We start from the raw sequence: 23,401 nt of genomic DNA, 5'->3' as shown, positions 1-23,401 counted from the left end.
GAAGTTGAGGCCATTGCCATGCGCTACTCGGAAGACCACAAAGCCGAAACCCACAAACGCATCATCGCCGAAGCCTCCCGCCGCTTCCGCGCGGACGGCATCGACGCCACCGGCCTGCAGCCGCTGATGAAGGCGCTGGGCCTGACCCACGGCGGCTTCTACGCCCACTTCAAATCCAAGGACGCCCTGGTGCAGGAAGCCCTGCGCGCGGCGGCCAACGACGCCAGCGGTCAGTGGGCCAAGGTGCTGGCCAAGCCGGAACCGCTGAAGACCCTGTTCAAGCGCTACCTGTCGCCGGAACACCGCGACAACCCGGACGCCGGCTGCCCGCTGCCGACCATGTCGTCCGAGCTGGGCCAGCGCGGCCAGGCCAGCCCCATCAGCGACGAGGTGGTGGGCAACCTGCTGAGGATGATCGAGAAGGAAACGGGCGACCCGCAGGAAGCGATGGCGATGGTCGCCACCATGGTCGGCGCGCTGAGCCTGTCCCGCAGCGTGGCGGACGAGGCCCTGTCCAAGCGCATTCTCGACGATGCCTGCGCCAACCTGACGGCGCGCCTGGAAGAAAAAAGCGGCAAGGCCTGAGCCTGCCGCTTCGATGTAACGGGAGCGGCCGCAAGGGCCGCTCGGCTCACCCCATCCAGCGTCGGAACAGCACGCTGGCATTCACCCCGCCGAAACCGAAACCGTTGGACAACGCGTAGTTGATGGTCATCGGCCGCGCCGCACCGTGGACGATGTCCACGCCGGCGGCATCCTCGTCCGGTTGCTCCAGGTTCAGGGTCGGCGGTGCCACCTGGTCGCGGATGGCCAGTACGGTGAAGATCGCTTCCAGCCCACCGGCAGCGCCAAGCAGGTGCCCGGTGGCGGACTTGGTGGCGGATACGGCCACCCCGCCCTCCTCGCCGAACACCGCCTTGATCGCCGCCAGCTCCCCCTTGTCGCCCACCGGGGTGGAGGTGGCGTGGGCGTTGAGGTGCTGGATCTGCCGCGGCTCGATACCGGCCTGGGCGATGGCGGTGCGCATGGCGCGCTGGGCGCCGCTGCCATCCTCCGGCCCGGCGGTGAGGTGGTAGGCGTCGGCACTGGTGCCGTAGCCCACCAGTTCGGCAATGGGCGTGGCGCCACGGGCCAGGGCATGGTCGAGTGATTCGATCACCAGCATGCCGGCGCCTTCGCCCATGACGAAGCCGTCGCGGCGGCTGTCGAAGGGCCGCGAGGCCTGCTCCGGGTGCTCGCTGAAGTCAGTGGACAGCGCCCGCGCCGCCGCGAAGCCGGCCAGCGCCACGCGGTCGATGGAGGCTTCGGCGCCGCCGCACAGGGCGATATCCACTTCGCCGGCACGAATCATCCGCGCGGCGTCGCCGATGGCCTGGACGCTCGCGGCGCAGGCGGTCACCGGGGCACCGATGGGGCCCTGGAAGCCATGGCGGATGGACACGTGCCCAGCGGCCAGGTTGACCAGGAAGGACGGGATGGTAAAGGGCGACAGGCGCCGTGGGCCGCGGCTGTCGGTGGTGCGCACGGCGTCGGCGATGGCGCCGAAACCGCCGATGCCGGAACCGATCACGGTGGCGGTGCGGGCCTTCTTCTCGTCGCTGTCGGCGACCCAGCCGGATTGCTGCAACGCTTCGTCGGCGGCGGCCAGGGCGAAGAGGATGAAGCGGTCCATCTTCTTCTGCTCCTTCGGCGGCGCGGCGCTGTCAGGATCGAAGCCGCCTTCGGCGTCTTCCTCCCGGGTCGGTACGCTGCCGCCCACCTTGGCGGCGAGATCCCGCACGGTGTCTTCGGGCAGGGCACGCAGCCCCGAGCGTCCCGCCAGCAGGCGCTGCCAGGCGGTTTCCACGCCGCAGCCCAGGGGCGAGACCAGCCCCATGCCGGTGACGACGATTCGTTGCGAGTTCATCATTTCCCTCCGAGTATCAGGCAGGTCGTGGAACCGGTGGCATAGAGCTTCCCGTCCACGTCATAGATGCGGCCCTCGGCCAGTGCGGTCGAGCGCCCCACGTGGATGATCCGCCCCTCCGCCCGCACCGGCCCCGTGTTCACGGTCATGGCCCGCACGTAACTGATGCGCAGGTCGGTGGTGGTGTAGCCCTGCCCCGGCTTGACGTGCATATGGATGGCGCAGCCCATGCAGGAATCCAGCAGGGTCGCCGCATAGCCGCCATGCACGGTGCCCAGGGGATTGTAGTGACGGGCATCGGGAACGCCCTGGAAAACGAAGCGCTCCTCTGACCATTCGATAGGCACGAAGCCCATCAGTTCACCGATGGGAGGTGACGGCAGGTCGCCCCGGCCGATGCCGTCGAAGAACTCACGGGGGCTCAGTTGGACGACCTCGGACATGCTCAGGGTGCCGGGCTTCAGGCGCTCCAGCATGCTGCGCTCCGCTTCCAGCCAGGCCTGCAGTTTCTCTTCACGGCTCGATTCGCTCATGGCACCTACCCTCTTGTCCGGCCCGCAGGCCCTATTTGAATTTCGATCATCATATAACGAGGCGCAGGGCCTCGCGCAAGGCCACCCGATGGGCGCCTTGCGCGGGTGGCTTCAGAGCCCCATCTGCTTGCTGATGATTTCGTTCATGATCTCCCGCGAGCCGCCGCCGATGGAGAGGATGCGGTTGTCGCGGTAGAGGCGCTCCACCAGGCTCTCGCGCATATAGCCCATGCCGCCGAGCATCTGCACGGCGTCGTAGGTGAGGCGGTCGGCGATGTCGGTGGCGAAGTTCTTGGCCATGGAGATCTCCTTGATCACGCTCTTGCCGGCGGCCATCTTCGCCGCCTGGCGGTAGGTGAACTCGCGGGAGACCTCAACCTGGGTGGCCATCTCGGCCAGGCGGTGCTTGAGCACCTGGAACTTGCCGATGGGCTTGCCGAAGGCCTCGCGCTCGCGGGCCCAGGCCAGGGATTCCTCCAGCGCCAGCTGCGCGGTCATGTTGGCCATGATGGCCAGGGCCAGCCGCTCGGACTGGAAGTTGGCCATGATGCAGGCGAAGCCCATGTTCTCGGCACCGATCAGGTTGCCCACGGGCACCAGGCAGTCCTCGAAGAACAGCTCGGCGGTGTCGGAGGCCCACCAGCCCATCTTCTTCAGCTTGCGGCCGACGCTGAAGCCGGGTGTGCCCTTCTCGATCAGCAGCAGGCTGACACCGCCGAAGCCATCGCCACCGGTGCGCACCGCCACCGTGTAATAGTCCGCACGCACGCCGCTGGTGATGAAGGTCTTGCTGCCGTTGACGCGGTAGAAATCGCCCTCGCGCACGGCGCGGGTCTTGAGGCTGGCGACGTCGGAGCCGCCAGAGGGTTCGGTGATGGCCAGGGCCATGATCTTCTCGCCGGCCAGTACCTGGGGCGCGATGCGTTCGCGCAGCTCGGGGCGGCCCCACTTGACCAGCGGCGGCAGGCCGATGTCCAGGGAGCCCAGCCCGGCCACCAGGCCGCCGGAGCCGCTGCGCATCAGCTCCTCGCTGGCCGCCACCTTGGCGAACAGGTCGCCTTCGTGGCTGCCGCCGTACTGCTCCGGGTAGCCGATGCCGAGAATGCCGGCGGCGCCGGCCTTGAGGTAGAGCTCGCGGGGGAATTCCTCGGCCTCCTCCCAGTCGCCGATGTGCGGGAGGATTTCCCGCTCGACGAAGCGGCGCACCGAATCGCGCACCAGTTGATGGGATTCGTCGAAGTATTCCTGGCAAACGGACATGGCGGAGCTCCCTGAGAAAGTTAGAGAAAATTACCGAGCGCTTGCTTGGTTTTCAAGGCGAGACAAGCGCCATCGATCAGGACGTATGCGCCGCGCCGAAGCGCTCCCGGTAGGCCGAAGGCGGTAGCCCGACGGCGTTGCGGAAGGCCACGCGGAAGCTTTCCACCGAGCGGAAGCCGCACAGCTCGGCGATGCGTTCGCTGCCGTCGACGCCGCTTTCCAGCAGCTCACGGGCACGGGCCAGGCGCTCGTACTGCAGCCAAGCCTTGGGCGTCATGCCGGTGGCTTCGCTGAAACGCCGCAGGAAGGTGCGCTCGCTCATGGCCACGCGGCGTGCCAGCTGGCTCACCTCCAGCGGTTGCTGCAGGTTCTGCCGGGCCCAGTGCATCAACGCCGAGAGGTCGTTGCGCGGCGCCCGGGCCACCGGTGCCGGAATGAACTGCGCCTGGCCGCCGGCGCGCTGGGGCGACATCACCAGGCGCCGCGCCACGGTGTTGGCCACCTGGGTACCGAAGTCCCGCGCCACCAGGTGCAGGCAGGCGTCGATGCCGGCGGCGCTGCCCGCCGAGCTGATCAGTTGGCCGGCGTCGACGTACAGCACCTCGGGGTCCACCTCGACGGCCGGAAAGCGCTGCGCCAGTTCCTCGGCGTAGCGCCAGTGGGTGGTGGCGCGCTGGCCGTCCAGCAGGCCGCTGGCGGCGAGGACGAAAACGCCGGAGCAGATGGACACCAGCCGCGCCCCACGCGCATGGGCCTCGCGCAGCGCGGCCAGCAGCCGCTCGGGCGGTGCCTCGGCACGGTCACGCCAGCCGGGGATGACAACGGTCCGGGCCTCAGCCAGGCGCTCCAGCCCGCCGTCGGCGAGCACCTGGATGCCACCCATGGCGCGCATGGGGCCATCGTCCAGGCCGACGATGCAGTGGCGGTACCAGGGGAAATCGAACTCGGGCCGAGGCAGGCCGAAGACTTCCACGGCGATGCCGAATTCGAAGGTGCACAGGCCGTCGTAGGCGAGGATGGCCACCAGGCCGGGGTCGTCGTTCATTTGGCGGAAACTTACCAGTCGCTGTCCTGCCCGCCACTGTAGAGCAGGAAAGGCGCTGGATACAGTGGCGTCATCAACTCAACCGATGGAGAACCACCATGCCCAGCCTCGTCAGCCAGTTCCCCGCCGCCGCTCCCCATGCGGCCCTGGCCCATTTCACCCAGCGCCTGGCCTTCGAGACCGATTGCTCGGACGTGAACGCCAGCCAGCAGGCCGGCGACGTCGACTACGTGCTGGTCGATGTGCGCGGTGAGACGGCCTTCGCCGCCGGCCATGTGCCAGGCGCGATCAACATCCCCCACCGCCTGATGGACGCCGCGTTCATGGCGGTCTACCCGCGCGACACACTGTTCGTCGTCTACTGCGCCGGCCCCCACTGCAACGGCGTGCACCGCGCCGCCGTGCGCCTGGCCGGGCTGGGCTTCGCGGTGAAGGAGATGCTCGGCGGCGTCACCGGCTGGCTGGATGAGGGGCTGAGCCTCACCGGCGCGGTAGCGGTCCACCCCGCTGGCCAGGGCATCCCCTGCGCATGCTGAGTGCGGAGATACACGAGGCGCGGGCCGAGGATGTGCCCGCCCTCCTCCCGCTGATGCGCGAACTGGCCCGCTTCGAGGACTACCTGGAGGACTTCGCGGTGGACGAGGCGCAGCTGCTGGCCCGCGCCTTTGGCCCGCAGCCTCAGTGCCGGATAGTCGTGGCCGAGGCGGCGGGCAGGTTGCTCGGCTATGCGGTAACGCTGGAGATCGCCTACACCTACGACCTGCAGCCGACCCTGGTGCTCAAGGAGCTGTTCGTGGCACCGCCGGCACGCTCGCTCGGCATCGGCGAGCGCCTGCTCGCCGCCGTTGCGCGGTTTGCGCTGGCACGCGGTGCGGGGCGGATGAAGTGGGATGTGCTGGCGGGCAACGGTGATGCCGAGCGCTTCTATCAGCGCCTGGGTGGGCGGCCGGACGGCAAGTGGATCGCCTATGGGATGGATGCAGAGGCGTTGGCTGCATTGGCGGACAAACTCACTCCGGCCCCGGGCTGAAGCCCGGGCTACGGCGCACGTTTACGCAGAGGGGCGATCAGAGGCCGATGGGGCGGCGACCGGCCAGGGCGTGGGTCAGGGTGCCGCCGTCCACCAGCTCCAGTTCGCCACCCAGGGGCACGCCATGGGCGATGCGGGAGGCCACCAGGCCCTTGGGGGCCAGGAGTTGGGCGATGTAGTGGGCAGTGGCTTCGCCTTCCACCGTGGGGTTGGTGGCGAGGATGACTTCGCTGAAGGCGCCGGCATCCACACGCTCCATCAGCTCGGGAATGCCGATGGCTTCCGGGCCCAGGCCATCGAGGGGCGAGAGGTGGCCCTTGAGCACGAAGAAACGGCCGCGATAACCGGTCTGCTCGACGGCGAACACATCCAGCGGCCCCTCCACCACGCACAACAACGAATCGTCGCGGCGCGGGTCGGCGCACTGCGGGCAGAGATCATCCTCGCTGAGAGTGCGGCACTGCTTGCAATGCCCCACGCCTTCCATCGCCGAGGTCAGCGCCTGGGCCAGGCGCAGCCCGCCGCTGCGGTCACGCTCGAGCATCTGCAACGCCATGCGCTGGGCGGTCTTCTGCCCGACACCGGGCAGGATGCGCAGGGCATCGATCAGTTGGCGGATCAGCGGGCTGAAGCTCATCAAGAAATCTCGGGATTGGGGCTGAAACGGGCTCCGGTGCCCTGCTCTGTTCCGACCTTTACCTCAACCGCTGTCGCCAGGAGCGATCAGACGGTATGCAGTACAAGGCGTGAACGGCTACGGGCACCGGAGTTTACGTCTGTAAATGAGGATGCCCGGGGCCGTTCGCAACGCAGTAATGCGTGCTGGCTGGGCGCTCCCCACTTAGAAGGGCATCTTGAAGCCGGGCGGCAGTTGCATACCGGCAGTCATGCCGGACATCTTTTCCTGGCTGTTCTGCTCGACCTTGCGCACGGCATCGTTGACGGCGGCGGCGATCAGGTCTTCGAGGATGTCCTTGTCTTCCTGCATCAGGCTGTCGTCCAGGGTGACGCGCTTGACGTCATGGCGACCGGTCATCACCACGCTCACCAGGCCGGCACCGGACTGGCCGGTAACCTCGGCATTGGCCAGCTCTTCCTGCATCTTCTGCATCTTTTCTTGCATCTGTTGGGCCTGTTTCATCAGGCCTGCCATGCCACCCTTCATCATGATGGTTGTCCTCAGCGGTCAAGGGGTTCAATGGTGTCCGGGCGAACGCTCGCGCCGAACTGTTCGATCATCTTCTGTACCAGCGGGTCGAGGGAGATGGATTCCTCGGCATCGCGCTGGCGGGCAGCACGCTTGCGGGCGGCGGCCTGGGCAGGGGTTTCCTGCTCGGGCTTGCGCACCTCTACTTCCAGCACCAGGGTACGACCGTGGTACTGGTTCAGCGCGTCGTTGATGCGGCGCTGCTGGGTGGAGTTGAACAGCGCGCTCTGCGCCGGGTCCAGGTGCAGGCGCCAGACGTCGCCCTCCACGGACACCAGGGTGCAGTTGGCGGCGATGTTGCCGGTGAGGCCACTGATGCCCAGGCGCGGGAACAGGTCCAGCCACTCGGCGGCAAGCCCCGTGGCGGGCTGCGCGGCGGGCAGCACCTCCGGCACGGCGGCGGCTTCAGGTTCGGCGACGGGCAGTTCATCCATGTAGGCGATGGATTCGACGTCCGCCTCGTAATAATCGTCGTAGTCGCCGGGTGGCGGCTCGTCGTCATCCGCATCCGAGGCGACAACCAGCTCCGTACCCTGGGGTTGCGCCACCACGGGCTCGGCAACGGGCTGCGGCTCGGGAGTGGGCTCGACGACCGGGGCTGGCGCTTCCACCACCGGAGCAGGCGGCTCGACCGCCTCGACTACTGCAACGGCTTCAACAATCTCGGCGACTGCGGCCGGCTCGGCGATCTCGGCTGCGGGCTGGGCAGGCGCGACCGGCGAGGCGGGACGCTCTTCCCAGGGCAGGTCGATCACCTCGGCCTGGGCAACAGGTTCGGGCTCGGGCTCGGGCTCGGGAGCAGGCTGAGCGACCTGGGCAGGCTCGGCTACAGGCTGCGGCGCCACTTCAGCAGCAGGAGCCACTTCAGCCACGCGGGGCGCGACCGGGGCTTCCACCACAGGGGCAGCAACCACCGGCTCGGGTGCAACCTGCACCGGCACCACGGCCGCCGGGGCGACCACGGGCTCGACAGGCGGCTGGGGAGCCGCTACCGGGGCAACGGGGGATACGGGGGCAACCGGCGCCACGACAGCGCCGGCCACTGGGGGGTTCGAGGAATCAGCCGTGGCCCTGCTGATTCCCGGGTCCTTTAGCGTGACCCTCGGGGCGCCGTCGGCATCCGCAGGACGGAAGGCGAGCATGCGCAGCAGCACCATTTCGAAGCCACCACGCGGGTCCGGCGCCAATGGCAGGTCGCGGCGGCCGATCAGGCCCATCTGGTAATAGAACTGCACGTCCTCGGCGGGTAGCGCTTCGGCCAAGGCCAGCACGCGGTCGCGGTCGCCCTGGCCGTTGTCCACCGCATCCGGCAATGCCTGGGCGATGGCCACGCGGTGCAGCACGTTGAGGATTTCGGCGAGCACGCCGCTCCAGTCCGGGCCTTGCTCGGCCAGGTGGCGGATGGCCTCGAGCACGCCACGGGCATCGCCCTGCAGCAGCGCATGGAGCACGCCATAGACCTGGCCATGGTCGAGGGTGCCGAGCATGGCACGCACATCGGCAGCGAGGACCTTGCCCTCACCGAAGGCGATGGCCTGGTCGGTGAGGCTCATGGCGTCGCGCATCGAGCCGTCAGCGGCACGGCCCAGCAGCCACAGGGCGTCGGGCTCGAACGGCACGCTTTCGGCACCGAGGACGTGGGTCAGGTGCTCGACCACACGCTCCGGCGGCATGTTCTTCAGGGAGAACTGCAGGCAACGCGAGAGGATGGTCACGGGCAGCTTCTGCGGGTCGGTGGTGGCCAGCAGGAACTTGACGTGGGGTGGCGGCTCTTCGAGGGTCTTGAGCAGGGCGTTGAACGAGTGCGTGGAGAGCATGTGCACTTCGTCGATCAGGTAGACCTTGTAGCGGCCACGGCTCGGCGCGTACTGCACGTTGTCCAGCAGTTCGCGGGTGTCTTCGACCTTGGTGCGGCTCGCGGCGTCCACTTCGATCAGGTCGACGAAGCGGCCCTCGTCGATCTCGCGGCACACCGAGCATTGGCCGCACGGCGTGGAGCTGATGCCGGTTTCGCAGTTCAGGCACTTGGCGAGGATGCGTGCGATGGTGGTCTTGCCCACGCCACGGGTGCCGGTGAACAGGTAGGCATGGTGCAGGCGCTGGTTGTCCAGCGCGTTGATCAGAGCCTTCAGCACATGGGTCTGGCCGACCATTTCGCGGAACGAGCGCGGACGCCATTTACGTGCAAGAACCTGATAACTCATTGAAAACCGTCGCAGCTGGGGAATCGGAAGGGGCTAATGCTAGCGGAGCAAACCGCAAATTGCATCCGATGCGAAGTGCTCTATGTTCAACAGGTGTGACACGGGGCATCGTGGATGCCTCGCCATACCCGTTCGAGGGTGCTCGATGCGTCCAACGCTGCTCCTTCTGTTGCTGATCACCAGTGCGCTGGCTCGCGCCGAAACGGCTCCCCTGCGCTTCTCCGCGGTGGACAGCTGGGCCATGCCGGTGGCGCAGATCGAGAGCAACGAGCTGACCGGCGGCATCATCTTCGACATCATCCAGGGCCTGGCCCGGCAACTCGGGCGCGAGGCGCAGATCAACGTGCTGCCCCGCACCCGCGTGCAGTTGGCCCTGGAGCATGGCGATGTCGACGTCCGCTGCTACGTGAGCCCCAACTGGATGGGCGACTTGGGCGTGAACTACCTGTGGAGCGAGCCGATCCTGGTGCAGCGTGACCTGCTGGTGAGCGCCCCCGACAACGCGAGCCCCGTCGACCCGCAACGCCTACCGGCGCAGAGCGTGGGCACCGTACTGGGCTATTCCTATCCAGGCCTGCAGGAGCGGTTCGATGACGGCACCCTGCAACGAGACGAGGCCCGCAACCAGGGCCTGGTGCTGCAGAAACTCGGCGCGGGGCGCTACCGCTACGCAGTCAGCAGCGAACTGGCGCTGAAATGGTTCAACCGCGGCATGCCGGCGAGCGAACGCTTGGCGGCGGTGGCGGTACTGGAGGAAGAGCCCGTGGCCTGCCTGGTGCGCAATGCACCGGAGATACCGGCGAACGAAATCGTGCGTGCACTGGCGCGCATGCGGACATCGGGAGAGATAGAGAGAATCGTGTCGCGCTACCGGTGAATTGCAGCGCTGGGAGATGGGGGTGACCCTACCAGCCACACCCCGGCACACAATGTTCCCGCTGTGGCTGCTTCCTTCCGGATCTGACCAGGTTGACGGGTAATCGTTGCGGGGGGACCGGCAGGGCCACCATAACGCAGCTCGCCAGATCGGCGAGCCGCGCCATTGTACCGGCTCTTCGCCAACTTACAACTGCTAAAAACATTTCCGTTACAAGCACTTGCGACTCATACCCGGAAGCGCCCGACCAGCTTGGCGAGGCCACTGGAAAGCTCGGAGAGATGACGGCTCGCCTGGGTGCTCTGGTCGGAGGTTTGTGCCGCTTCGGTTGAGAGGTCGCGGATGTCGCTGATGTTGCGGGCGATCTCTTCGGTGACGCTGCTTTGCTCCTCGCAGGCGGTGGCGATCTGCGCAGCCATGTCGTTGATGCGCTGCACCGAATCGCCGGTGTCCGTCAGCGCCTGGTCGACGCCAGCGGCGCGCTCCACGCTGTCACGGGCCTGGGCGCTGCCCGAATGCATGGCGCGCACGGCATTCTGCACGCCCACCTGCAGGCGCTCGATCATCTGCTGGATGTCCTTGGTGGACTCCTGGGTGCGCGCGGCCAGGGCACGCACCTCGTCGGCCACCACCGCGAAGCCCCTGCCCTGCTCGCCGGCCCGCGCCGCTTCGATGGCTGCGTTGAGCGCCAGCAGGTTGGTCTGGTCGGCGATGCCCTTGATCACCGCCAGCACGGCGCCGATGTTGGCGGTCTCCTGCTCCAGGGTGCCGATGGTGGTGGAGGCGCTTTCCACCTCCTGGGCCAACTGGCGGATTGCCTTGATGGTGGCGCCGACCACCTGCGCCCCCTCGCGGGATTGCACCTCGGCGAAGCGCGCGGCATCGGCGGCGTTCTGGGCGTTGCGTGCCACCTCATGAACGGCCGCGCTCATTTCGGTGGCAGCGGTGCTGACCTGGTCGACCGCCGCGTGCTCGCTGCTGATCAGCCGGTCGTTGGCCGCCGCCAGGCCGGCCAGGTTCTGCGCCGAGTCGGCAACCTCGCCGGTGACGCGCCCGACCTCCTTGATCAGCGGCTGCAGCTTGTCGAGGAAACGGTTGAAGGCGTGGCTGAGCTTGCCCAGCTCGTCCCGCGAGGTAACATCGAGGCGCACACGCAGGTCACCGTCGCCATCGGCGATCTGCTCGATGCGCTCCAGCAGGCGATGCAGGGGCCGGGTGACCAGAGTCGGGAAGCCGAGCACCAGCACCAGGCAGATGGCCAGGCCGATGACGATGATCACCCCCTGCTGCCAGCTGCGCGTCTCGCCGATGGCAATCGCCCGCTGCCCCTCGGCATTGGCTGCGTTGTCCTCGAGCTCGCCGAGCTTATCGATGGCATCGCGCATGTTCTGGAACTGGCTTTCGCTGTCACCAAAGCTGAGGACGCTGGCGGCTTCCGGGTCGGAAGTCGCCAGCTGGACCACTTTCAGGGAGGTGACCTTCCACTGCTGGAAGCCGCTGTCGAACTGGGCCACCAGCTGCCGCGCCTCGGCACTCGCGCCCATCTCTGCGTACTTGTGCACGCGGTCATAGGCCTGCTGCAGGTTCTCCGCATGGTCGGCCTTGAGCTGCTCGATATGCGTACCTGCCCCCTCGTCCAGCAGGCTGCGCTCGGCCGTGAAGGCCTGGTAGAGATCGCGGTCGGCGTTGAGCAGCAGGCTGATGGCGGGCAGGTAGCGATTGGTCAGCTGCTTGCTGGAATCGGCCACCTGGGACACCCCCTGCATGCCCAGGCCCCCCATCAGCACCAGGAGCACCACCAGGAGCAGGATGGGCAGGGCGATCTTCCAGCGAAACCCCAGGTCGGCAAAGGCACGTAGCATGGCGACTCTCCGCGATGTCATAGCGATGTAACAGCAAGCGTAGACCGCCCATCACCGCCTGTCGGGCTTCTGCGAAAAGGCCGTGGCGACGAACAGAAACACTTGGTGGCAGGAGTGCCCTGGCTTTTATGCTAGCGTGCCGCCCGCTTCGCTAATGGCACCTGGCGCCATCGCACTTTCAGCGCGAGCGCGGGTCTGAACCCGCGCTGGCATCGCCAACCCGAACGCGAACCGAACCCACATCCACTGGAGCTACACCATGGCAATCACCAAAGACCAACTGATCGCAGACATCGCCGAAGCCACCGACACCACCAAGGCCTCCGTGCGTGCCGTGCTGGAACAGCTGAGCGAGATCGTCAGCGATACGCTGGAAAACAGTGATGAGATCACCCTGCCGGGCATCGGCAAGCTGAAGATCACCGAGCGTCCGGCCCGCACCGGCCGCAACCCGCAGACCGGCAAGAGCATCGACATCGCGGCCAAGAAGGTCGTCAAATTCGTGCCGGCCAAAGGCCTCAGCGACGCCGTGAACAAGTAAGCGACAACGCAATAAAAAAGGCCGGGCTAATGCCCGGCCTTTTCATGTGTGCCGCCTTTCAGCAAGAGCACGCTCGCTGAGCATGGCCACGACGGATCACAGCGAAACGCCCATCCCTTTCAATTCGGCCAGGAAGGCCTCCTCGTCCAGCACGCGCACGCCCAGCTCGGTGGCCTTGGCCAGCTTGGAGCCGGCACCGGGGCCCGCCACCACGCAGTGGGTACGGGCCGAGACCGAGCCCGCCACCTTGGCGCCGAGGGCTTCCAGCTTTTCCTTGGCCACATCGCGGCTCATCACTTCCAGGGTGCCGGTCAGCACCCAGGTCTGCCCGGCCAGGGGCAGGCCTTCGACGGTCTTCTTCTCGCTCTCCCAGTGCATGCCGAAGTCGCGCAGCTGCGCTTCGATCAGCGCGGCGCGCTCGGCATTAGCGGGCTGGCCGAAGAAGTCGCGCAGGGACTTGGCCGCCTTCTCGTTGAGGCGTTCCACCTGGCGCAGGTCCAGCCAGTCGGCCTTGATCACGCCCTCCAGGCTGCCGAACTTCACTGCCAGCTTCTCTGCACCGGTGGCAGCGATGAAGGGGATGTTGAGCTTGTCGATAAAGCCCGCCAGGGTCGCGCAGGCAGCGAACTCGGGGCTGAGGTCGCCCTCCTCCTGCAGCACCACGCCACGGGCCAGCAGGTCGTCGATGACCTGGAGGTTGTGGGCATCGCTGAAGAAGTTGTGGATCTCGAAGGCGACCTCCAGGCCCACGTCCGGCAGGTAGGTCAGCACCTCGGGCAGCGCCTGGCGGATACGCGCCAGGGAACCGAGGGCGCGGGCCAGCAGCTTGGCGGTTTCCTCCCCCACATCGGGGATGCCCAGCGCATAGATGAAGCGCGCCAGGGTCGGCTTGGCGCTGTCCTGGATCGCCGCCAGCAGGTTGCGGGTCGACAGATCGGCGAAGCCTTCCAGCGCCACCACCTGTTCGTAGGTCAGGGTGAACAGGTCCGCCGGCGAGGCCACCAGCCCGGTGTCCACCAGTTGCTCGACGATCTTGTCACCCAGGCCTTCGATATCCAGCGCGCGACGGGACGCGAAGTGGATGATCGCCTGCTTCAGCTGGGCGCCACAGGCCAGGCGACCGACGCAGCGGTAGACCGAGCCTTCGCTGGTGGTTTCCTTGCCCTTGGCGCGCTTGACCAGCTGGGTGCGCTCGACAGCCGAGCCGCACACCGGACACTGCTCGGGGACATGCACTTCGCGGGCATCTGCGGGGCGGCGCTCGGTGACCACCTGCATCACCTGGGGGATCACGTCGCCGGCCCGGCGGATGATCACCGTGTCGCCGATCATCAGGCCCAGGCGTGCGACCTCGTCCATGTTGTGCAGGGTGGCATTGGCCACGGTGACGCCGGCCACCTTGATCGGCTTCAGCCGCGCCACCGGGGTGACGGCACCGGTACGGCCGACCTGGAATTCCACGTCCAGCAGCTCGGTGAGCTCCTCCTGGGCGGGGAACTTGTGGGCCAGCGCCCAGTGCGGGGTGCGCGCACGGAAACCCAGCTGCTGCTGGTCTTCGATGTTGTTGACCTTGAACACCACGCCGTCGATGTCATAGGCCAGGTCCATGCGCCGCTGGCCGATGTCGTGGTAGTAGGCCAGGCAGGCTTCGACGCCCTTGGCCAGTTTCAATTCACGGCTGATGGGCACGCCCCAGCCCTTGAGCTTCTCCAGCATGCCGACCTGGGTGGCCGGCAGCTCGCCGCTGACCTGGCCGATGCCGTAGCAGCAGAACTCCAGGGGGCGGCTGGCGGTGATGCGCGGGTCCAGCTGACGCAGGCTGCCGGCCGCGGCGTTGCGCGGGTTGGCGAAGGTCTTGCCGCCGCTTTCCGCCTGGCGCGCGTTCAGCTCATCGAAGCCGGCCTTGGGCATGTACACCTCGCCGCGCACTTCGAGCACGGCGGGCCAGCCCTCGCCCTTGAGCTTCAGCGGCACGTTGCGGATGGTGCGCACGTTGGCGCTGATGTCTTCACCGGTGCTGCCGTCGCCACGGGTGGCACCGCGCACCAGCTGGCCGTCGCGGTACAGCAGGCTGACCGCCAGGCCGTCGAGCTTGGGCTCACAGCTGTACTCCACCTCGGCGCCGCCACCGAACAGGTCGCCGGAAGAGAGCCCCAGGCCGCTCTGCACGCTGCGGTCGAAGGCGCGCAGGTCGTCCTCCTCGAAGGCGTTGCCCAGGCTGAGCATAGGTACCTCATGGCGCACTTCGCCGAAGGCACTCAGGGCCTCGCCGCCCACACGCTGGGTCGGCGACTCCGGCGTCACCAGCTCCGGATGCTCGGCCTCCAGGGCCTGCAACTCGCGGAACAGGCGGTCGTACTCGGCATCGGGGACGCTGGGTTCGTCCAGCACGTAGTAGCGGTAGTTGTGCTCATCCAGTTCGGCACGCAATTGGTGGATGCGCTGGGCGGCGGTCTGGGCGTCGGTCATGATTCGTGCTCTTTTCTGTGCAAACGAAAAGAGCAGCCTGGGCCGCTCTTTCGTTGGATCCTGTGATTCAGCGTTTGGTCAGGCTGCGGCGCTCGAACTCGACGATGCGCTGCCGATAGTGTTCGATCGTTTGCGCCGTCATCACGCTGCGCTGATCGTCCTTCAATTCGCCGTTCAGTTCCTGGGACAGCTTGCGCGCCGCGGCGACCATCACATCGAAGGCCTGCTTCGGATGACGCGGGCCCGGCAGGCCGAGGAAGAAGCTCACCGCACGGGTGCTGAAGTGGTCGATGTCGTCCAGGTCGAAGGTGCCGGGCTTGACGCCGTTGGCCATGGAGAACAGCACTTCGCCGTTACCGGCCATGCTTTCGTGACGGTGGAAGATATCCATTTCGCCGAAGCGCAGGCCGCTCTCGAGGATGTTCTGCAGCAGGGCCGGGCCCTTGAAGCCGTCACCGTCGCGCGCCACCACGTTGATCACCAGCACTTCCTCCACCGGAGGCAGGTCCTGGGCCGGTGCAGCATGGGTCTTGCCGTTCTTGGCGGGCTTGGCCGGGGTGCCATCGTCCACGGGGTTGAGCAGGGTCGGTACCGGCTCATCGAGATTGAGGTCGCCCTGGTGCGGTTCGCCGCGGCGCTTGTTCAGCTCCTTGGCGCTCATGGGCGGCAGGTCTTCCTCGTCCAGCGAGGGCTCCTGGTGGCGTTCCTTGACGCGGACGGGCCCCATCAGGCCGGGGTCCTCGTCGTCATCGGGGAGATTGGAGAAGCTGCGATCGAGCTTGAACTTGAGTTTTCCCTTGCCGCCGCTCATGCGGCGCCAGCCATCGAACAAAATGCCGGCGATTACGATGATGCCGATGACGATCAGCCACTCGCGCAGACCGATATCCATTAATCCTGTGTCCCCTGGTCAAAAAATATTCTGATGATGGTGAAGAAAGGACATCCGGTCCCCTGAAAACGTGGCGCCCAACTCCATGTTCTGAATGGCGTTTTCCACGTGCGACAAAAGTGGGCATTAAGCTAGCACGGCCAGCCCAGCAGAGAAACCTCTGATAGAGGCTTCACGGCCCCTGGAGCGGTGAGGATTCTCCCCGCCCGGTCAGGCCTCTACGAGGGAAAGAGCCTCCTCGACATCCACCGCGACCAGACGCGAGCATCCCGGCTCGTGCATGGTCACGCCCATCAGTTGATCGGCCATTTCCATGGCGATCTTGTTGTGGGTGATATAGATGAACTGGACCTTCTCCGACATCTCCTTCACCAGGCGGGCATAGCGCCCGACGTTGGCGTCGTCCAGCGGCGCGTCCACCTCGTCGAGCATGCAGAACGGCGCGGGGTTGAGCTGGAAGATGGCGAATACCAGGGCCAGCGCGGTGAGCGCCTTCTCGCCACCGGAAAGCAGGTGGATGGTGCTGTTCTTCTTGCCTGGCGGCCGCGCCATGATGGCGACGCCGGTGTCGAGCAGGTCCTCCCCGGTCAGCTCCAGATAGGCATGGCCGCCACCGAAGACCTTGGGGAACAATGCCTGCAGGCCCGAGTTGATCTGGTCGAAGGTTTCCTTGAAGCGGTTGCGGGTCTCCTTGTCGATCTTGCGGATGACGTTTTCCAGGGTGTCCAGCGCTTCCACCAGGTCGTCGTTCTGGGCGTCCAGGTAGCGTTTGCGCTCGGATTGCTGCTGGTATTCGTCGATCGCCGCGAGGTTGATCGGCCCCAGGCGCTGGATGCGCGCCGCGAGGCGTTCGAGTTCTTCTTCCCAGGCCGCTTCGCTGGCCTCGTTGGGCAGCGTGGCGAGCACGCCGTGGAGGTCGTAGCCGTCTTCGTGAAGCTGGTCCTGCAGGGTCTTGCGGCGCACGCTCAGGGCTTGCCAGTCCATGCGCTGCTGCTCCAGCTGGCCGCGCAACAGTTGCGCTTGCTGCTCGGCCTGGGTGCGGCGCTTCTCGGCGTCACGCAGCTCACGGTCGGCATCTTCCAGGGCCAGGCGGGCGAGCTTGAGCTCCTCCTCCACACCCATGCGCCGGTCCAGCAGTTCTTCGAGCTTCATGCGCAGCTCTTCCAGTGGCGCGGCGCCCTCTTCCAGATTGAGGTTGAGCTGCTCGCGGCGCTCTTCGAGGCGCTCGAACTGCAGGCTCAGGCGCTCCAGCGCCTGGCGCGTGGAATCATGCTGGGCACGCAGGGAGCCGACGCGCACGGCCAACTGGTGTGCTTGGTCCTTGTGCTGCCGGGCCTCCTGGCGGATGCGGTCGAGGCGCTCGCGCAGGCTGTCGCGCTCGGCGAGCAGCTTCTCGCGCTGCTCGGTGTCGGTTTCCATCGCATCCAGCGCGTCCTGCAGGGTGAGGCGTGATTCGCCGAGCTGCTCGTGTTCGATGGCGCGCTGCTCGTCCAGCTCGGCCAGCTCCGCTTCCAGGCGGCGGCGACGCAAGGTGAGCTGCTCGACCTTGGCCTGCTGGGCAGACAACTGCGCCTTGAGCTCGCCCAGGCGGCGGGATTCATCCTGGGCGCGGCGGCGTTGCTGCTCGCGACTCTCTTCCTGCTGGCGCTGGCTGTCACGCAGGTGCTGCAGGCGCTCTTCCAGGGTTTCCAGGGCCGCTTGCTGCTCATCATGCTCAGCATGCAGGCGCTCCAGCTCCTGGCCACGGGCCAGCACGCCACTCTCGGCTTCGCTGGCGCGGCGCACACGAAGGAAATTGCGCCCGACCCAGTAGCCATCACGGCTGATCAGGCTCTCATCAGCGGCCAGCGTCGAACGCGCGGCCAGGGCCTGGTCGAGGCTGTCCACGGGCCGTACCCGCGCCAGCCAGGGCGCCAGGTCGATGGCGGACTCGACCTTGTCCAGCAGACTGCCGGGCACCCGGGCGCCGCCCTTGACGGCAGCCGCCAGGCGCAGGTCGCCCTGGGTAAAGCCGCTCAGGTCCAGGGCATTGAAATCGTCCAGCAGCACGGCTTGCAGGTCGGCACCGAGCACGGTTTCCACCGCCAGCTCCCAACCCGCTTCCACCCGCATGCTTTCAGCCAGGCGCGGGCGCTGGTCGAGCTTCTGGTTGCGCAGCCATTCAGCGGTGCCGCTACCGGGATCGAGCGCGGCCTGCTGCAGGGCTTCGAGGGAGGCGATGCGCCCGTTGAGGCGCTGCAGTTCACCCTGGGCACGCTGCTGGGCCTGGGTCGCCTGCTGGAGTTCTTCACGCAGTTGCTCCAGGCGCTCGACCTGGGCCTCTTCAGCGGCCTGCAGCTCTTCCAGCTGCAATTCACCGGCGGCGAGCTGCTCGCTCAGCTCGAGAATGGCCGCGTCTTCCGGGTCAGCCGCGAGCTGGGCGCGTTCGTCATTGAGGCGGCGCCCACGCTCCAGCAGGCGCTCGAGGCTCTGCTCCAGCTGCTGGATGCGCGCCTGCTGCACTTCGGCCTGACGCCGGGGCTCGGCGCTGCGCTGGTTGAAGCCGTCCCACTGCTCCTGCCAGGCATGCATGCCGGTCTCGGCTTCTTCCAGCTGAGCGGCGGCTTCCTCGGCGGCGGCGGCGCTGATCTCCTGCTCGGGCGCGAGCATTTCCAGCTCCTCGCCCAGGGTGGCCAACAGGGTGCGGTCGTGGCCGAGGTGGGATTCGGTTTCCTGGCGGGCGCGCTCGGCGTCGCGCAGGTCGTCCTGCAACTGGCGCAGGCGCTGCTGGCCGTGCTGGATGCTTTGCTCGACGCGAGCGATGTCGCCGCCCACGGAATAGAAACGCCCCTGTACCAGGTTGAAGCGCTCGGACAGCTCGTGATGACCATCGCGCAGGCGTTCGATGCTGGCATCAGCGCTGCGCTGCTCGGCCACCAGCGCCTCGAAGCTGACCTCCTGGCTGCCGATCACCGCCTCACGCTGGCCTACCTGTTCGTTCAGGGCCTGCCATTTGAGGGCCGCGAGCTGGGCGCGCAGCTGGCGCTCTTCGGCCTTGTATTCCTGGTACTTCTCGGCCGCCTGGGCCTGGCGATGCAGGCGTTCGAGCTGGCGTTCCAGCTCTTCGCGCAGGTCGGTGAGGCGGGCGAGGTTCTCGTGGGTGCGGCGGATGCGGCTCTCGGTCTCGCGGCGGCGCTCCTTGTACTTGGAGATGCCGGCGGCTTCCTCGATGAAGTTGCGCAGGTCCTCGGGCTTGGCCTCGATCAGCTTGGAAATCATCCCCTGCTCGATGATCGAGTAGCTGCGCGGCCCCAGGCCGGTGCCGAGGAAGATATCGGTGATGTCGCGGCGCCGGCACTTGGTGCCGTTGAGGAAATAGGTGTTCTGCCCGTCGCGGCTGACCCGGCGGCGAATGGAGATTTCGGCGAAGGCCGCGTACTCGCCCACCAGGGTGTTGTCGGAGTTGTCGAAGATCAGCTCGATGCTGGCCTGGGCCACCGGCTTGCGGGTGTTGGAGCCGTTGAAGATGACGTCGGTCATCGACTCGCCGCGCAGGTTCTTCGCCGAGCTCTCGCCCATTACCCAGCGCACGGCGTCGATGATGTTGGACTTGCCGCAGCCGTTGGGGCCGACGACCGCCGCCATGTTGCTGGGGAAGTTGACCGTGGTCGGGTCGACGAAGGATTTGAACCCCGCCAGTTTGATGCACTTGAGCCGCATCCCTGCCTCCCTCGGTCAGTGAACGATCAGCGCCCGGCCAGCGCCGCAAGCACCAGTTGGCAGTTGTGCTGGCCATAGGCGTGCAGCACGTCGCGGATGCGCGCCGGCTCACGGGCGATCACCGCCTGCAGCAACTCGGCGAACGCCAGCATGAACTGGGCCATCTCGCCTTTGCGCTGTTCCAGCGCCAGGTGATAGGTGCGGCTGATGGCCGGCAGCAGGTTCTCCACCGTCTCTTCCAGGTAGGGGTTGTCGGCGAAGGGGAAGGCGGCGCGCATGATGTCGAAGCTGGCATCGACGAAGTTGCCGATGTCGTGCTCCTTCAGGCATTCCTCCAGGCGCAGCTGGATGGCGCGGAAGGGGGCGAGGTCCGCTTCGCTTTTCCAGCGCTGGGCCACGGCGTTGGCCAGGAGGATGTACATCTCCATCATCAGCGCATAGAGGCTCTGCACGTGATGGGGGGTGAGCTCGGAAACCTGGGCGCCACGGCGCGGCAGGATGTTGATCAGGTGGCGGCGCTCGAGGATCAGCAACGCCTCGCGCACGGAACCGCGGCTGACGTTGAGGGACTGGGTGACCTTCTGCTCCTGAATGCGCTCGCGTTCCTTCATCTCCCCGCGAATGATGCGCTCGGCGAGGTGGCGGGCGATCTGTTCGGCGAGGCTGTCCGGTGCCTTGAACGTCATGGTTTTCCTTCGGTCATGGAGGCTGGGAATGTCCGTAAGGCGCCCTCGGCGATAGCTCCGGCGTTGCTATATCGGCCCGGGAACGCAGCAGCTTCAAGGGATTGCGGCCCGCAGCGGAACGCTGCAGGGGGCGAAGTGTAACACAGGGTGTTACCTGGCAAAGGTGACAACAAGCGGGCATTCAGACCTAAAGGTCGGTCGCCGGGTGGGGCTGGGAAGCGCAGGATTGTCTGACAATTTTACAAGAACCCATCCACCTCGACACGGAGAACACCCATGTTCGAACGCCTGCCTTCCAACTGGATGCTCGCCCTGAAAAAGGTCGGCTACTGGATCTGGCTGATCCCGGTTGCCGGAATCCCCATGAGTTTCTACTGGTCGCTGGACAGCAGCTACGCCAATGCGTGGCCCTGGCTGGTGATCACCGTGGTCTTCGGGGTGATCCCGCTCCTCGACGCCATCGTCGGCCGCGACCCGGCCAACCCGGATGAAGCCGAGCAGGTGCCGGAGATGGAGCGCCAGGACTACTACCAGGTGCTCAGCCTGGCCACCGTGCCGCTGCTGCTGGGGATGCTGGTCTGGAGCGGCTGGGTCTTCATCCACCACGAGGACTGGAACTGGGTCGGCCGCCTCGGCTGGCTGCTCTCGGTGGGCACCGTGATGGGTGCCATCGGCATCACCGTATCCCACGAGCTGATCCACAAGGACCCGAAGATCGAGCAGAACGCCGGCGGCCTGCTGTTGGCGGCCGTCTGCTACGGGGGCTTCAAGGTCGAGCATGTGCGTGGCCACCACGTCCATGTGTCGACGCCCGAGGACGCCTCCTCCTCGCGCTACGGGCAAAGCCTCTATGCCTTCCTGCCCCATGCCTATAAGCACAACTTCCTCAATGCCTGGCACCTGGAGTCCGAGCGCCTGAAGCGCAAGGGCTTGCCTGCACTGCATTGGCGCAACGAGCTGATCTGGTGGTACGCCATCAGTGCAGCCTTCACCGTCGGTTTCGGCCTGGCGTTCGGCTGGCTCGGCGTGCTGTTCTTCCTCGGCCAGTCGGCCATGGCCTTCACCCTGCTGGAGATCGTCAACTACGTGGAGCACTACGGCCTGCACCGGCGCAAGCTGGAGAACGGCCGCTACGAGCGGACCAGCCCGGCGCATTCCTGGAACAGCAACTTCCTGCTCACCAACCTGTTCCTCTTCCATCTGCAGCGCCACTCCGACCACCACGCCTACGCCAAGCGCCGCTACCAGGTGCTGCGTCACTTCGACGACAGCCCGCAACTGCCCAACGGCTATGCGGGGATGATCGTCCTGGCGCTGATCCCGCCGCTCTGGCGCGCGGTAATGGACCCCCGCGTGCGGGCCTACTACGCCGGCGAGGAACACCAGCTGACGGATTCCCAGCAGGCCGCCTGACCGCCCTCCCCACCCCCACCGTTCGACCGACGCCCCCGCATGGGGGCGTCGGCGTTTCTACACTTGCAGATGACTGGCACGGATTAAGCAACTTTGCCGTACCAGAGCGGGCGCGCCGCCCTTATAGCCCATCGGCATGAAGATTTTCTGACTTTTGAGTCAAATATTTATTGACCAGAAAGTCAGGGGATTCTAAATTCGCGGCCATACGAGCCCTCGTAAAAACAATAAAGTGCCTGGAGGTCGTCCTTGATCCAGTTTTTAGTCAATCGGGAGCTGCGCACCGAGCGCGATCTCGATCCCAACGTCACCGTGCTCAACTACTTGCGTGAACACCTGGCCAAACCCGGAACCAAAGAAGGCTGTGCCTCGGGCGACTGCGGCGCCTGCACGGTCGTGGTCGGCGAGCTGGAGGGGGATCGCATCCGCTATCGCACCCTCAACTCCTGCCTGACCTTCGTCTCGTCCCTGCACGGCAAGCAGCTGATTTCCGTGGAAGACCTCAAGCACAAAGGCCAGTTGCACTCCGTGCAGCAAGCCATGGTCGACTGCCATGGTTCCCAGTGCGGCTTCTGCACCCCCGGCTTCGTCATGTCGCTGTTCGCCCTGCAAAAGAACAGCGACGGCTACGACAAGGCCCAGACCCTGGAAGCCCTGGCCGGCAACCTGTGCCGCTGCACCGGCTACCGCCCCATCATCGACGCCGCCGAGCAAGCCTGCTGCCAGAAACAGCCGGACCAGTTCGACGCCTTCGAGGCCCAGACCGTGGCCCAGCTCCAGGCCATCGCCCCGCGCGAGACCGCCGAGCTCAACAGCGGTGACAAGCGCTGCCTGGTGCCGCTGACCGTCGCCGACCTGGCCGACTTCTACACCGCCAACCCGCAAGCCCGCCTGCTGGCCGGTGGCACCGACCTGGCCCTGGAAGTCACCCAGTTCCACCGCGAACTGCCGGTGATGATCTACGTCGGCCACATCGACGCCATGAAGCGCGTCGAGATCGGCCCCGACTTCATCGAGATCGGCGCCGCCACCGCGCTCTCCGACTGCTACAGCGCCCTGGCCCGCGAGTACCCGGACTTCGGCGAACTGCTGCACCGCTTCGCCTCGCTGCAGATCCGCAACCAGGGCACCCTGGGCGGCAACATCGGCAACGCCTCCCCCATCGGCGACGCCCCGCCGCTGCTGATCGCCCTGGGCGCGAAGATCGTCCTGCGCAAGGGCAACCAGACCCGCACCCTGCCGCTGGACGAGTACTTCCTCGACTACAAGGTGACGGTGCGCCAGGAAGCCGAGTTCATCGAAAAGATCCTCGTGCCGCGCGCCCGCACCAACCAGGCATTCCGTGCCTACAAGGTCTCCAAGCGCCTGGACGACGACATTTCCGCCGTCTGCGCCGCCTTCAACCTGGTGATCGAAAACGGCGTGGTGCGTGAAGCCCGCATCGCCTTCGGCGGCATGGCCGGCATTCCCAAGCGCGCGGCAGCCTGTGAAGCCGCGCTGGTGGGCGCCGCCTGGTACCCGGGCGTGATCGAGCGCGCCTGCGAAGCCCTGGCCCAGGACTTCACCCCGCTGTCGGACTTCCGTGCCAGCAAGGAATACCGCCTGCTGACCGCACAGAACCTGCTGCGCAAATTCTTCCTCGAACTGCAGGCCCCCGAAGTCGAAACCCGGGTGACTGCCTATGTGTGATTTCAAGCATGTCGCGCACCAAGCGCCGCACCCGGCAGTTGCTGGCCAGGAAGCGCAGTACCGTCGGCTTAATCTGCACGTCGCGCCC

19 protein-coding genes, 1 other RNA gene and 1 pseudogene are annotated in these 23,401 nt (G+C 66.5%); 7 read left to right on the top strand and 14 right to left on the bottom strand.

The window, feature by feature from the left end; all coding sequences use genetic code 11:
• Window positions 1-18: 18 nt before the first annotated feature.
• Complete coding sequence (locus ACXI0U_RS08330) at window positions 19-585, top strand: TetR/AcrR family transcriptional regulator (protein ID WP_021222142.1); 567 nt, start codon at window positions 19-21, stop codon at window positions 583-585.
• 46 nt (window positions 586-631) lie between these two features.
• Here ACXI0U_RS08330 and fabF read toward each other — a convergent pair whose 3' ends face one another.
• The 4 genes from fabF to ftrA all read right to left on the bottom strand — a co-directional run bounded on the left by fabF (window position 632) and on the right by ftrA (window position 4,744).
• The gene (gene fabF, locus ACXI0U_RS08325) at window positions 632-1,906 is read right to left on the bottom strand and encodes a beta-ketoacyl-ACP synthase II (RefSeq protein ID WP_374981499.1); all 1,275 of its coding nucleotides are present in this window, start codon (window positions 1,904-1,906) and stop codon (window positions 632-634) included.
• The gene (locus tag ACXI0U_RS08320; RefSeq protein WP_043242897.1) at window positions 1,906-2,439 is read right to left on the bottom strand and encodes a PaaI family thioesterase; all 534 of its coding nucleotides are present in this window, start codon (window positions 2,437-2,439) and stop codon (window positions 1,906-1,908) included. The genes fabF and ACXI0U_RS08320 overlap by 1 nt, the downstream gene beginning before the upstream one ends.
• Window positions 2,440-2,550: 111 nt before the next feature.
• Complete coding sequence (locus tag ACXI0U_RS08315) at window positions 2,551-3,699, bottom strand: acyl-CoA dehydrogenase family protein (protein WP_431484043.1); 1,149 nt, start codon at window positions 3,697-3,699, stop codon at window positions 2,551-2,553.
• 76 nt (window positions 3,700-3,775) lie between these two features.
• Window positions 3,776-4,744, bottom strand: a complete 969-nt coding sequence (gene ftrA / locus ACXI0U_RS08310) for a transcriptional regulator FtrA (protein ID WP_479550005.1) — start codon at window positions 4,742-4,744, stop codon at window positions 3,776-3,778.
• Between the two features lie 98 nt (window positions 4,745-4,842).
• Between ftrA and ACXI0U_RS08305 the strand changes: the two genes are divergently transcribed.
• Both ACXI0U_RS08305 and ACXI0U_RS08300 read left to right on the top strand, forming a co-directional pair.
• A complete protein-coding gene (locus ACXI0U_RS08305) occupies window positions 4,843-5,280 on the top strand; it encodes a rhodanese-like domain-containing protein (protein ID WP_431484041.1) in 438 nt (145 codons plus the stop codon).
• Between the two features lie 32 nt (window positions 5,281-5,312).
• Window positions 5,313-5,774: a GNAT family N-acetyltransferase gene (locus ACXI0U_RS08300; protein ID WP_431484040.1), complete on the top strand. Its 462-nt coding sequence runs from the start codon at window positions 5,313-5,315 to the stop codon at window positions 5,772-5,774.
• Window positions 5,775-5,811: 37 nt separating this feature from the next.
• On the opposite strand, the gene recR is transcribed toward ACXI0U_RS08300, so the two are convergent.
• The 3 genes from recR to dnaX form a co-directional block, all read right to left on the bottom strand.
• The gene (gene recR / locus ACXI0U_RS08295) at window positions 5,812-6,411 is read right to left on the bottom strand and encodes a recombination mediator RecR (RefSeq protein WP_021222149.1); all 600 of its coding nucleotides are present in this window, start codon (window positions 6,409-6,411) and stop codon (window positions 5,812-5,814) included.
• Between the two features lie 204 nt (window positions 6,412-6,615).
• A complete protein-coding gene (locus ACXI0U_RS08290) occupies window positions 6,616-6,942 on the bottom strand; it encodes a YbaB/EbfC family nucleoid-associated protein (RefSeq protein ID WP_021222150.1) in 327 nt (108 codons plus the stop codon).
• A gap of 11 nt (window positions 6,943-6,953) precedes the next feature.
• Complete coding sequence (dnaX, locus tag ACXI0U_RS08285) at window positions 6,954-9,185, bottom strand: DNA polymerase III subunit gamma/tau (protein WP_479550004.1); 2,232 nt, start codon at window positions 9,183-9,185, stop codon at window positions 6,954-6,956.
• 145 nt (window positions 9,186-9,330) lie between these two features.
• Here dnaX and ACXI0U_RS08280 point away from each other — a divergent pair, with 145 nt between their 5' ends.
• Window positions 9,331-10,062: a substrate-binding periplasmic protein gene (locus ACXI0U_RS08280; protein WP_184489465.1), complete on the top strand. Its 732-nt coding sequence runs from the start codon at window positions 9,331-9,333 to the stop codon at window positions 10,060-10,062.
• A gap of 26 nt (window positions 10,063-10,088) precedes the next feature.
• Here the strand turns inward: ACXI0U_RS08280 and ffs are convergent.
• The 3 genes and pseudogenes from ffs to ACXI0U_RS08265 form a co-directional block, all read right to left on the bottom strand.
• Window positions 10,089-10,185: signal recognition particle sRNA small type (gene ffs / locus ACXI0U_RS08275), an RNA gene on the bottom strand.
• Window positions 10,186-10,289: 104 nt separating this feature from the next.
• Complete coding sequence (locus tag ACXI0U_RS08270; protein ID WP_371877143.1) at window positions 10,290-11,045, bottom strand: methyl-accepting chemotaxis protein; 756 nt, start codon at window positions 11,043-11,045, stop codon at window positions 10,290-10,292.
• A gap of 102 nt (window positions 11,046-11,147) precedes the next feature.
• A pseudogene (locus ACXI0U_RS08265) lies at window positions 11,148-11,924 on the bottom strand (HAMP domain-containing protein); the annotation flags it as partial.
• Window positions 11,925-12,135: 211 nt separating this feature from the next.
• Here ACXI0U_RS08265 and ACXI0U_RS08260 point away from each other — a divergent pair.
• The gene (locus ACXI0U_RS08260) at window positions 12,136-12,465 is read left to right on the top strand and encodes an HU family DNA-binding protein (protein ID WP_265170551.1); all 330 of its coding nucleotides are present in this window, start codon (window positions 12,136-12,138) and stop codon (window positions 12,463-12,465) included.
• Window positions 12,466-12,561: 96 nt separating this feature from the next.
• Here the strand turns inward: ACXI0U_RS08260 and ligA are convergent, their stop codons facing one another.
• From ligA to ACXI0U_RS08240, 4 genes are all read right to left on the bottom strand, one after another.
• Window positions 12,562-14,934, bottom strand: a complete 2,373-nt coding sequence (gene ligA, locus ACXI0U_RS08255; protein WP_479550003.1) for an NAD-dependent DNA ligase LigA — start codon at window positions 14,932-14,934, stop codon at window positions 12,562-12,564.
• 67 nt (window positions 14,935-15,001) lie between these two features.
• Window positions 15,002-15,826, bottom strand: a complete 825-nt coding sequence (gene zipA / locus ACXI0U_RS08250) for a cell division protein ZipA (RefSeq protein ID WP_021222156.1) — start codon at window positions 15,824-15,826, stop codon at window positions 15,002-15,004.
• A 210-nt stretch (window positions 15,827-16,036) separates the two neighbouring features.
• Window positions 16,037-19,525: a chromosome segregation protein SMC gene (gene smc / locus ACXI0U_RS08245; RefSeq protein ID WP_479550002.1), complete on the bottom strand. Its 3,489-nt coding sequence runs from the start codon at window positions 19,523-19,525 to the stop codon at window positions 16,037-16,039.
• Between the two features lie 26 nt (window positions 19,526-19,551).
• Complete coding sequence (locus ACXI0U_RS08240; protein WP_479550001.1) at window positions 19,552-20,211, bottom strand: GntR family transcriptional regulator; 660 nt, start codon at window positions 20,209-20,211, stop codon at window positions 19,552-19,554.
• A gap of 276 nt (window positions 20,212-20,487) precedes the next feature.
• Here ACXI0U_RS08240 and ACXI0U_RS08235 point away from each other — a divergent pair, with 276 nt between their 5' ends.
• Together ACXI0U_RS08235 and xdhA are read left to right on the top strand one after the other, a co-directional pair.
• Window positions 20,488-21,624, top strand: coding sequence for an alkane 1-monooxygenase (locus ACXI0U_RS08235; RefSeq protein ID WP_021222159.1), 1,137 nt, complete (start codon window positions 20,488-20,490; stop codon window positions 21,622-21,624).
• 249 nt (window positions 21,625-21,873) lie between these two features.
• Window positions 21,874-23,313 carry a xanthine dehydrogenase small subunit gene (xdhA, locus tag ACXI0U_RS08230; protein WP_374981508.1) on the top strand — a complete coding sequence of 480 codons (1,440 nt, stop codon included), beginning with the start codon at window positions 21,874-21,876 and terminating at the stop codon, window positions 23,311-23,313.
• The last annotated feature ends 88 nt before the right edge of the window (window positions 23,314-23,401 follow it).

It is taken from the genome of Pseudomonas sp. C9D1, assembly GCF_056491235.1.
Note: the sequence above shows the minus strand (reverse complement) of the source record. Positions and strands in the feature narration are given on the sequence as shown.

Coding starts and splice junctions, on each gene's coding strand:
- fabF (WP_374981499.1), bottom strand. CDS start 1,906: ATGAACTCGCAACGAATCGTCGTCACCGGCATGGGGCTGGTCTCGCCC.
- zipA (WP_021222156.1), bottom strand. CDS start 15,826: ATGGATATCGGTCTGCGCGAGTGGCTGATCGTCATCGGCATCATCGTA.
- ftrA (WP_479550005.1), bottom strand. CDS start 4,744: ATGAACGACGACCCCGGCCTGGTGGCCATCCTCGCCTACGACGGCCTG.
- recR (WP_021222149.1), bottom strand. CDS start 6,411: ATGAGCTTCAGCCCGCTGATCCGCCAACTGATCGATGCCCTGCGCATC.
- ACXI0U_RS08305 (WP_431484041.1), top strand. CDS start 4,843: ATGCCCAGCCTCGTCAGCCAGTTCCCCGCCGCCGCTCCCCATGCGGCC.
- ACXI0U_RS08280 (WP_184489465.1), top strand. CDS start 9,331: ATGCGTCCAACGCTGCTCCTTCTGTTGCTGATCACCAGTGCGCTGGCT.
- ligA (WP_479550003.1), bottom strand. CDS start 14,934: ATGACCGACGCCCAGACCGCCGCCCAGCGCATCCACCAATTGCGTGCC.
- ACXI0U_RS08330 (WP_021222142.1), top strand. CDS start 19: ATGCGCTACTCGGAAGACCACAAAGCCGAAACCCACAAACGCATCATC.
- smc (WP_479550002.1), bottom strand. CDS start 19,525: ATGCGGCTCAAGTGCATCAAACTGGCGGGGTTCAAATCCTTCGTCGAC.
- dnaX (WP_479550004.1), bottom strand. CDS start 9,185: ATGAGTTATCAGGTTCTTGCACGTAAATGGCGTCCGCGCTCGTTCCGC.
- ACXI0U_RS08320 (WP_043242897.1), bottom strand. CDS start 2,439: ATGAGCGAATCGAGCCGTGAAGAGAAACTGCAGGCCTGGCTGGAAGCG.
- ACXI0U_RS08290 (WP_021222150.1), bottom strand. CDS start 6,942: ATGATGAAGGGTGGCATGGCAGGCCTGATGAAACAGGCCCAACAGATG.
- ACXI0U_RS08235 (WP_021222159.1), top strand. CDS start 20,488: ATGTTCGAACGCCTGCCTTCCAACTGGATGCTCGCCCTGAAAAAGGTC.
- ACXI0U_RS08240 (WP_479550001.1), bottom strand. CDS start 20,211: ATGACGTTCAAGGCACCGGACAGCCTCGCCGAACAGATCGCCCGCCAC.
- ACXI0U_RS08315 (WP_431484043.1), bottom strand. CDS start 3,699: ATGTCCGTTTGCCAGGAATACTTCGACGAATCCCATCAACTGGTGCGC.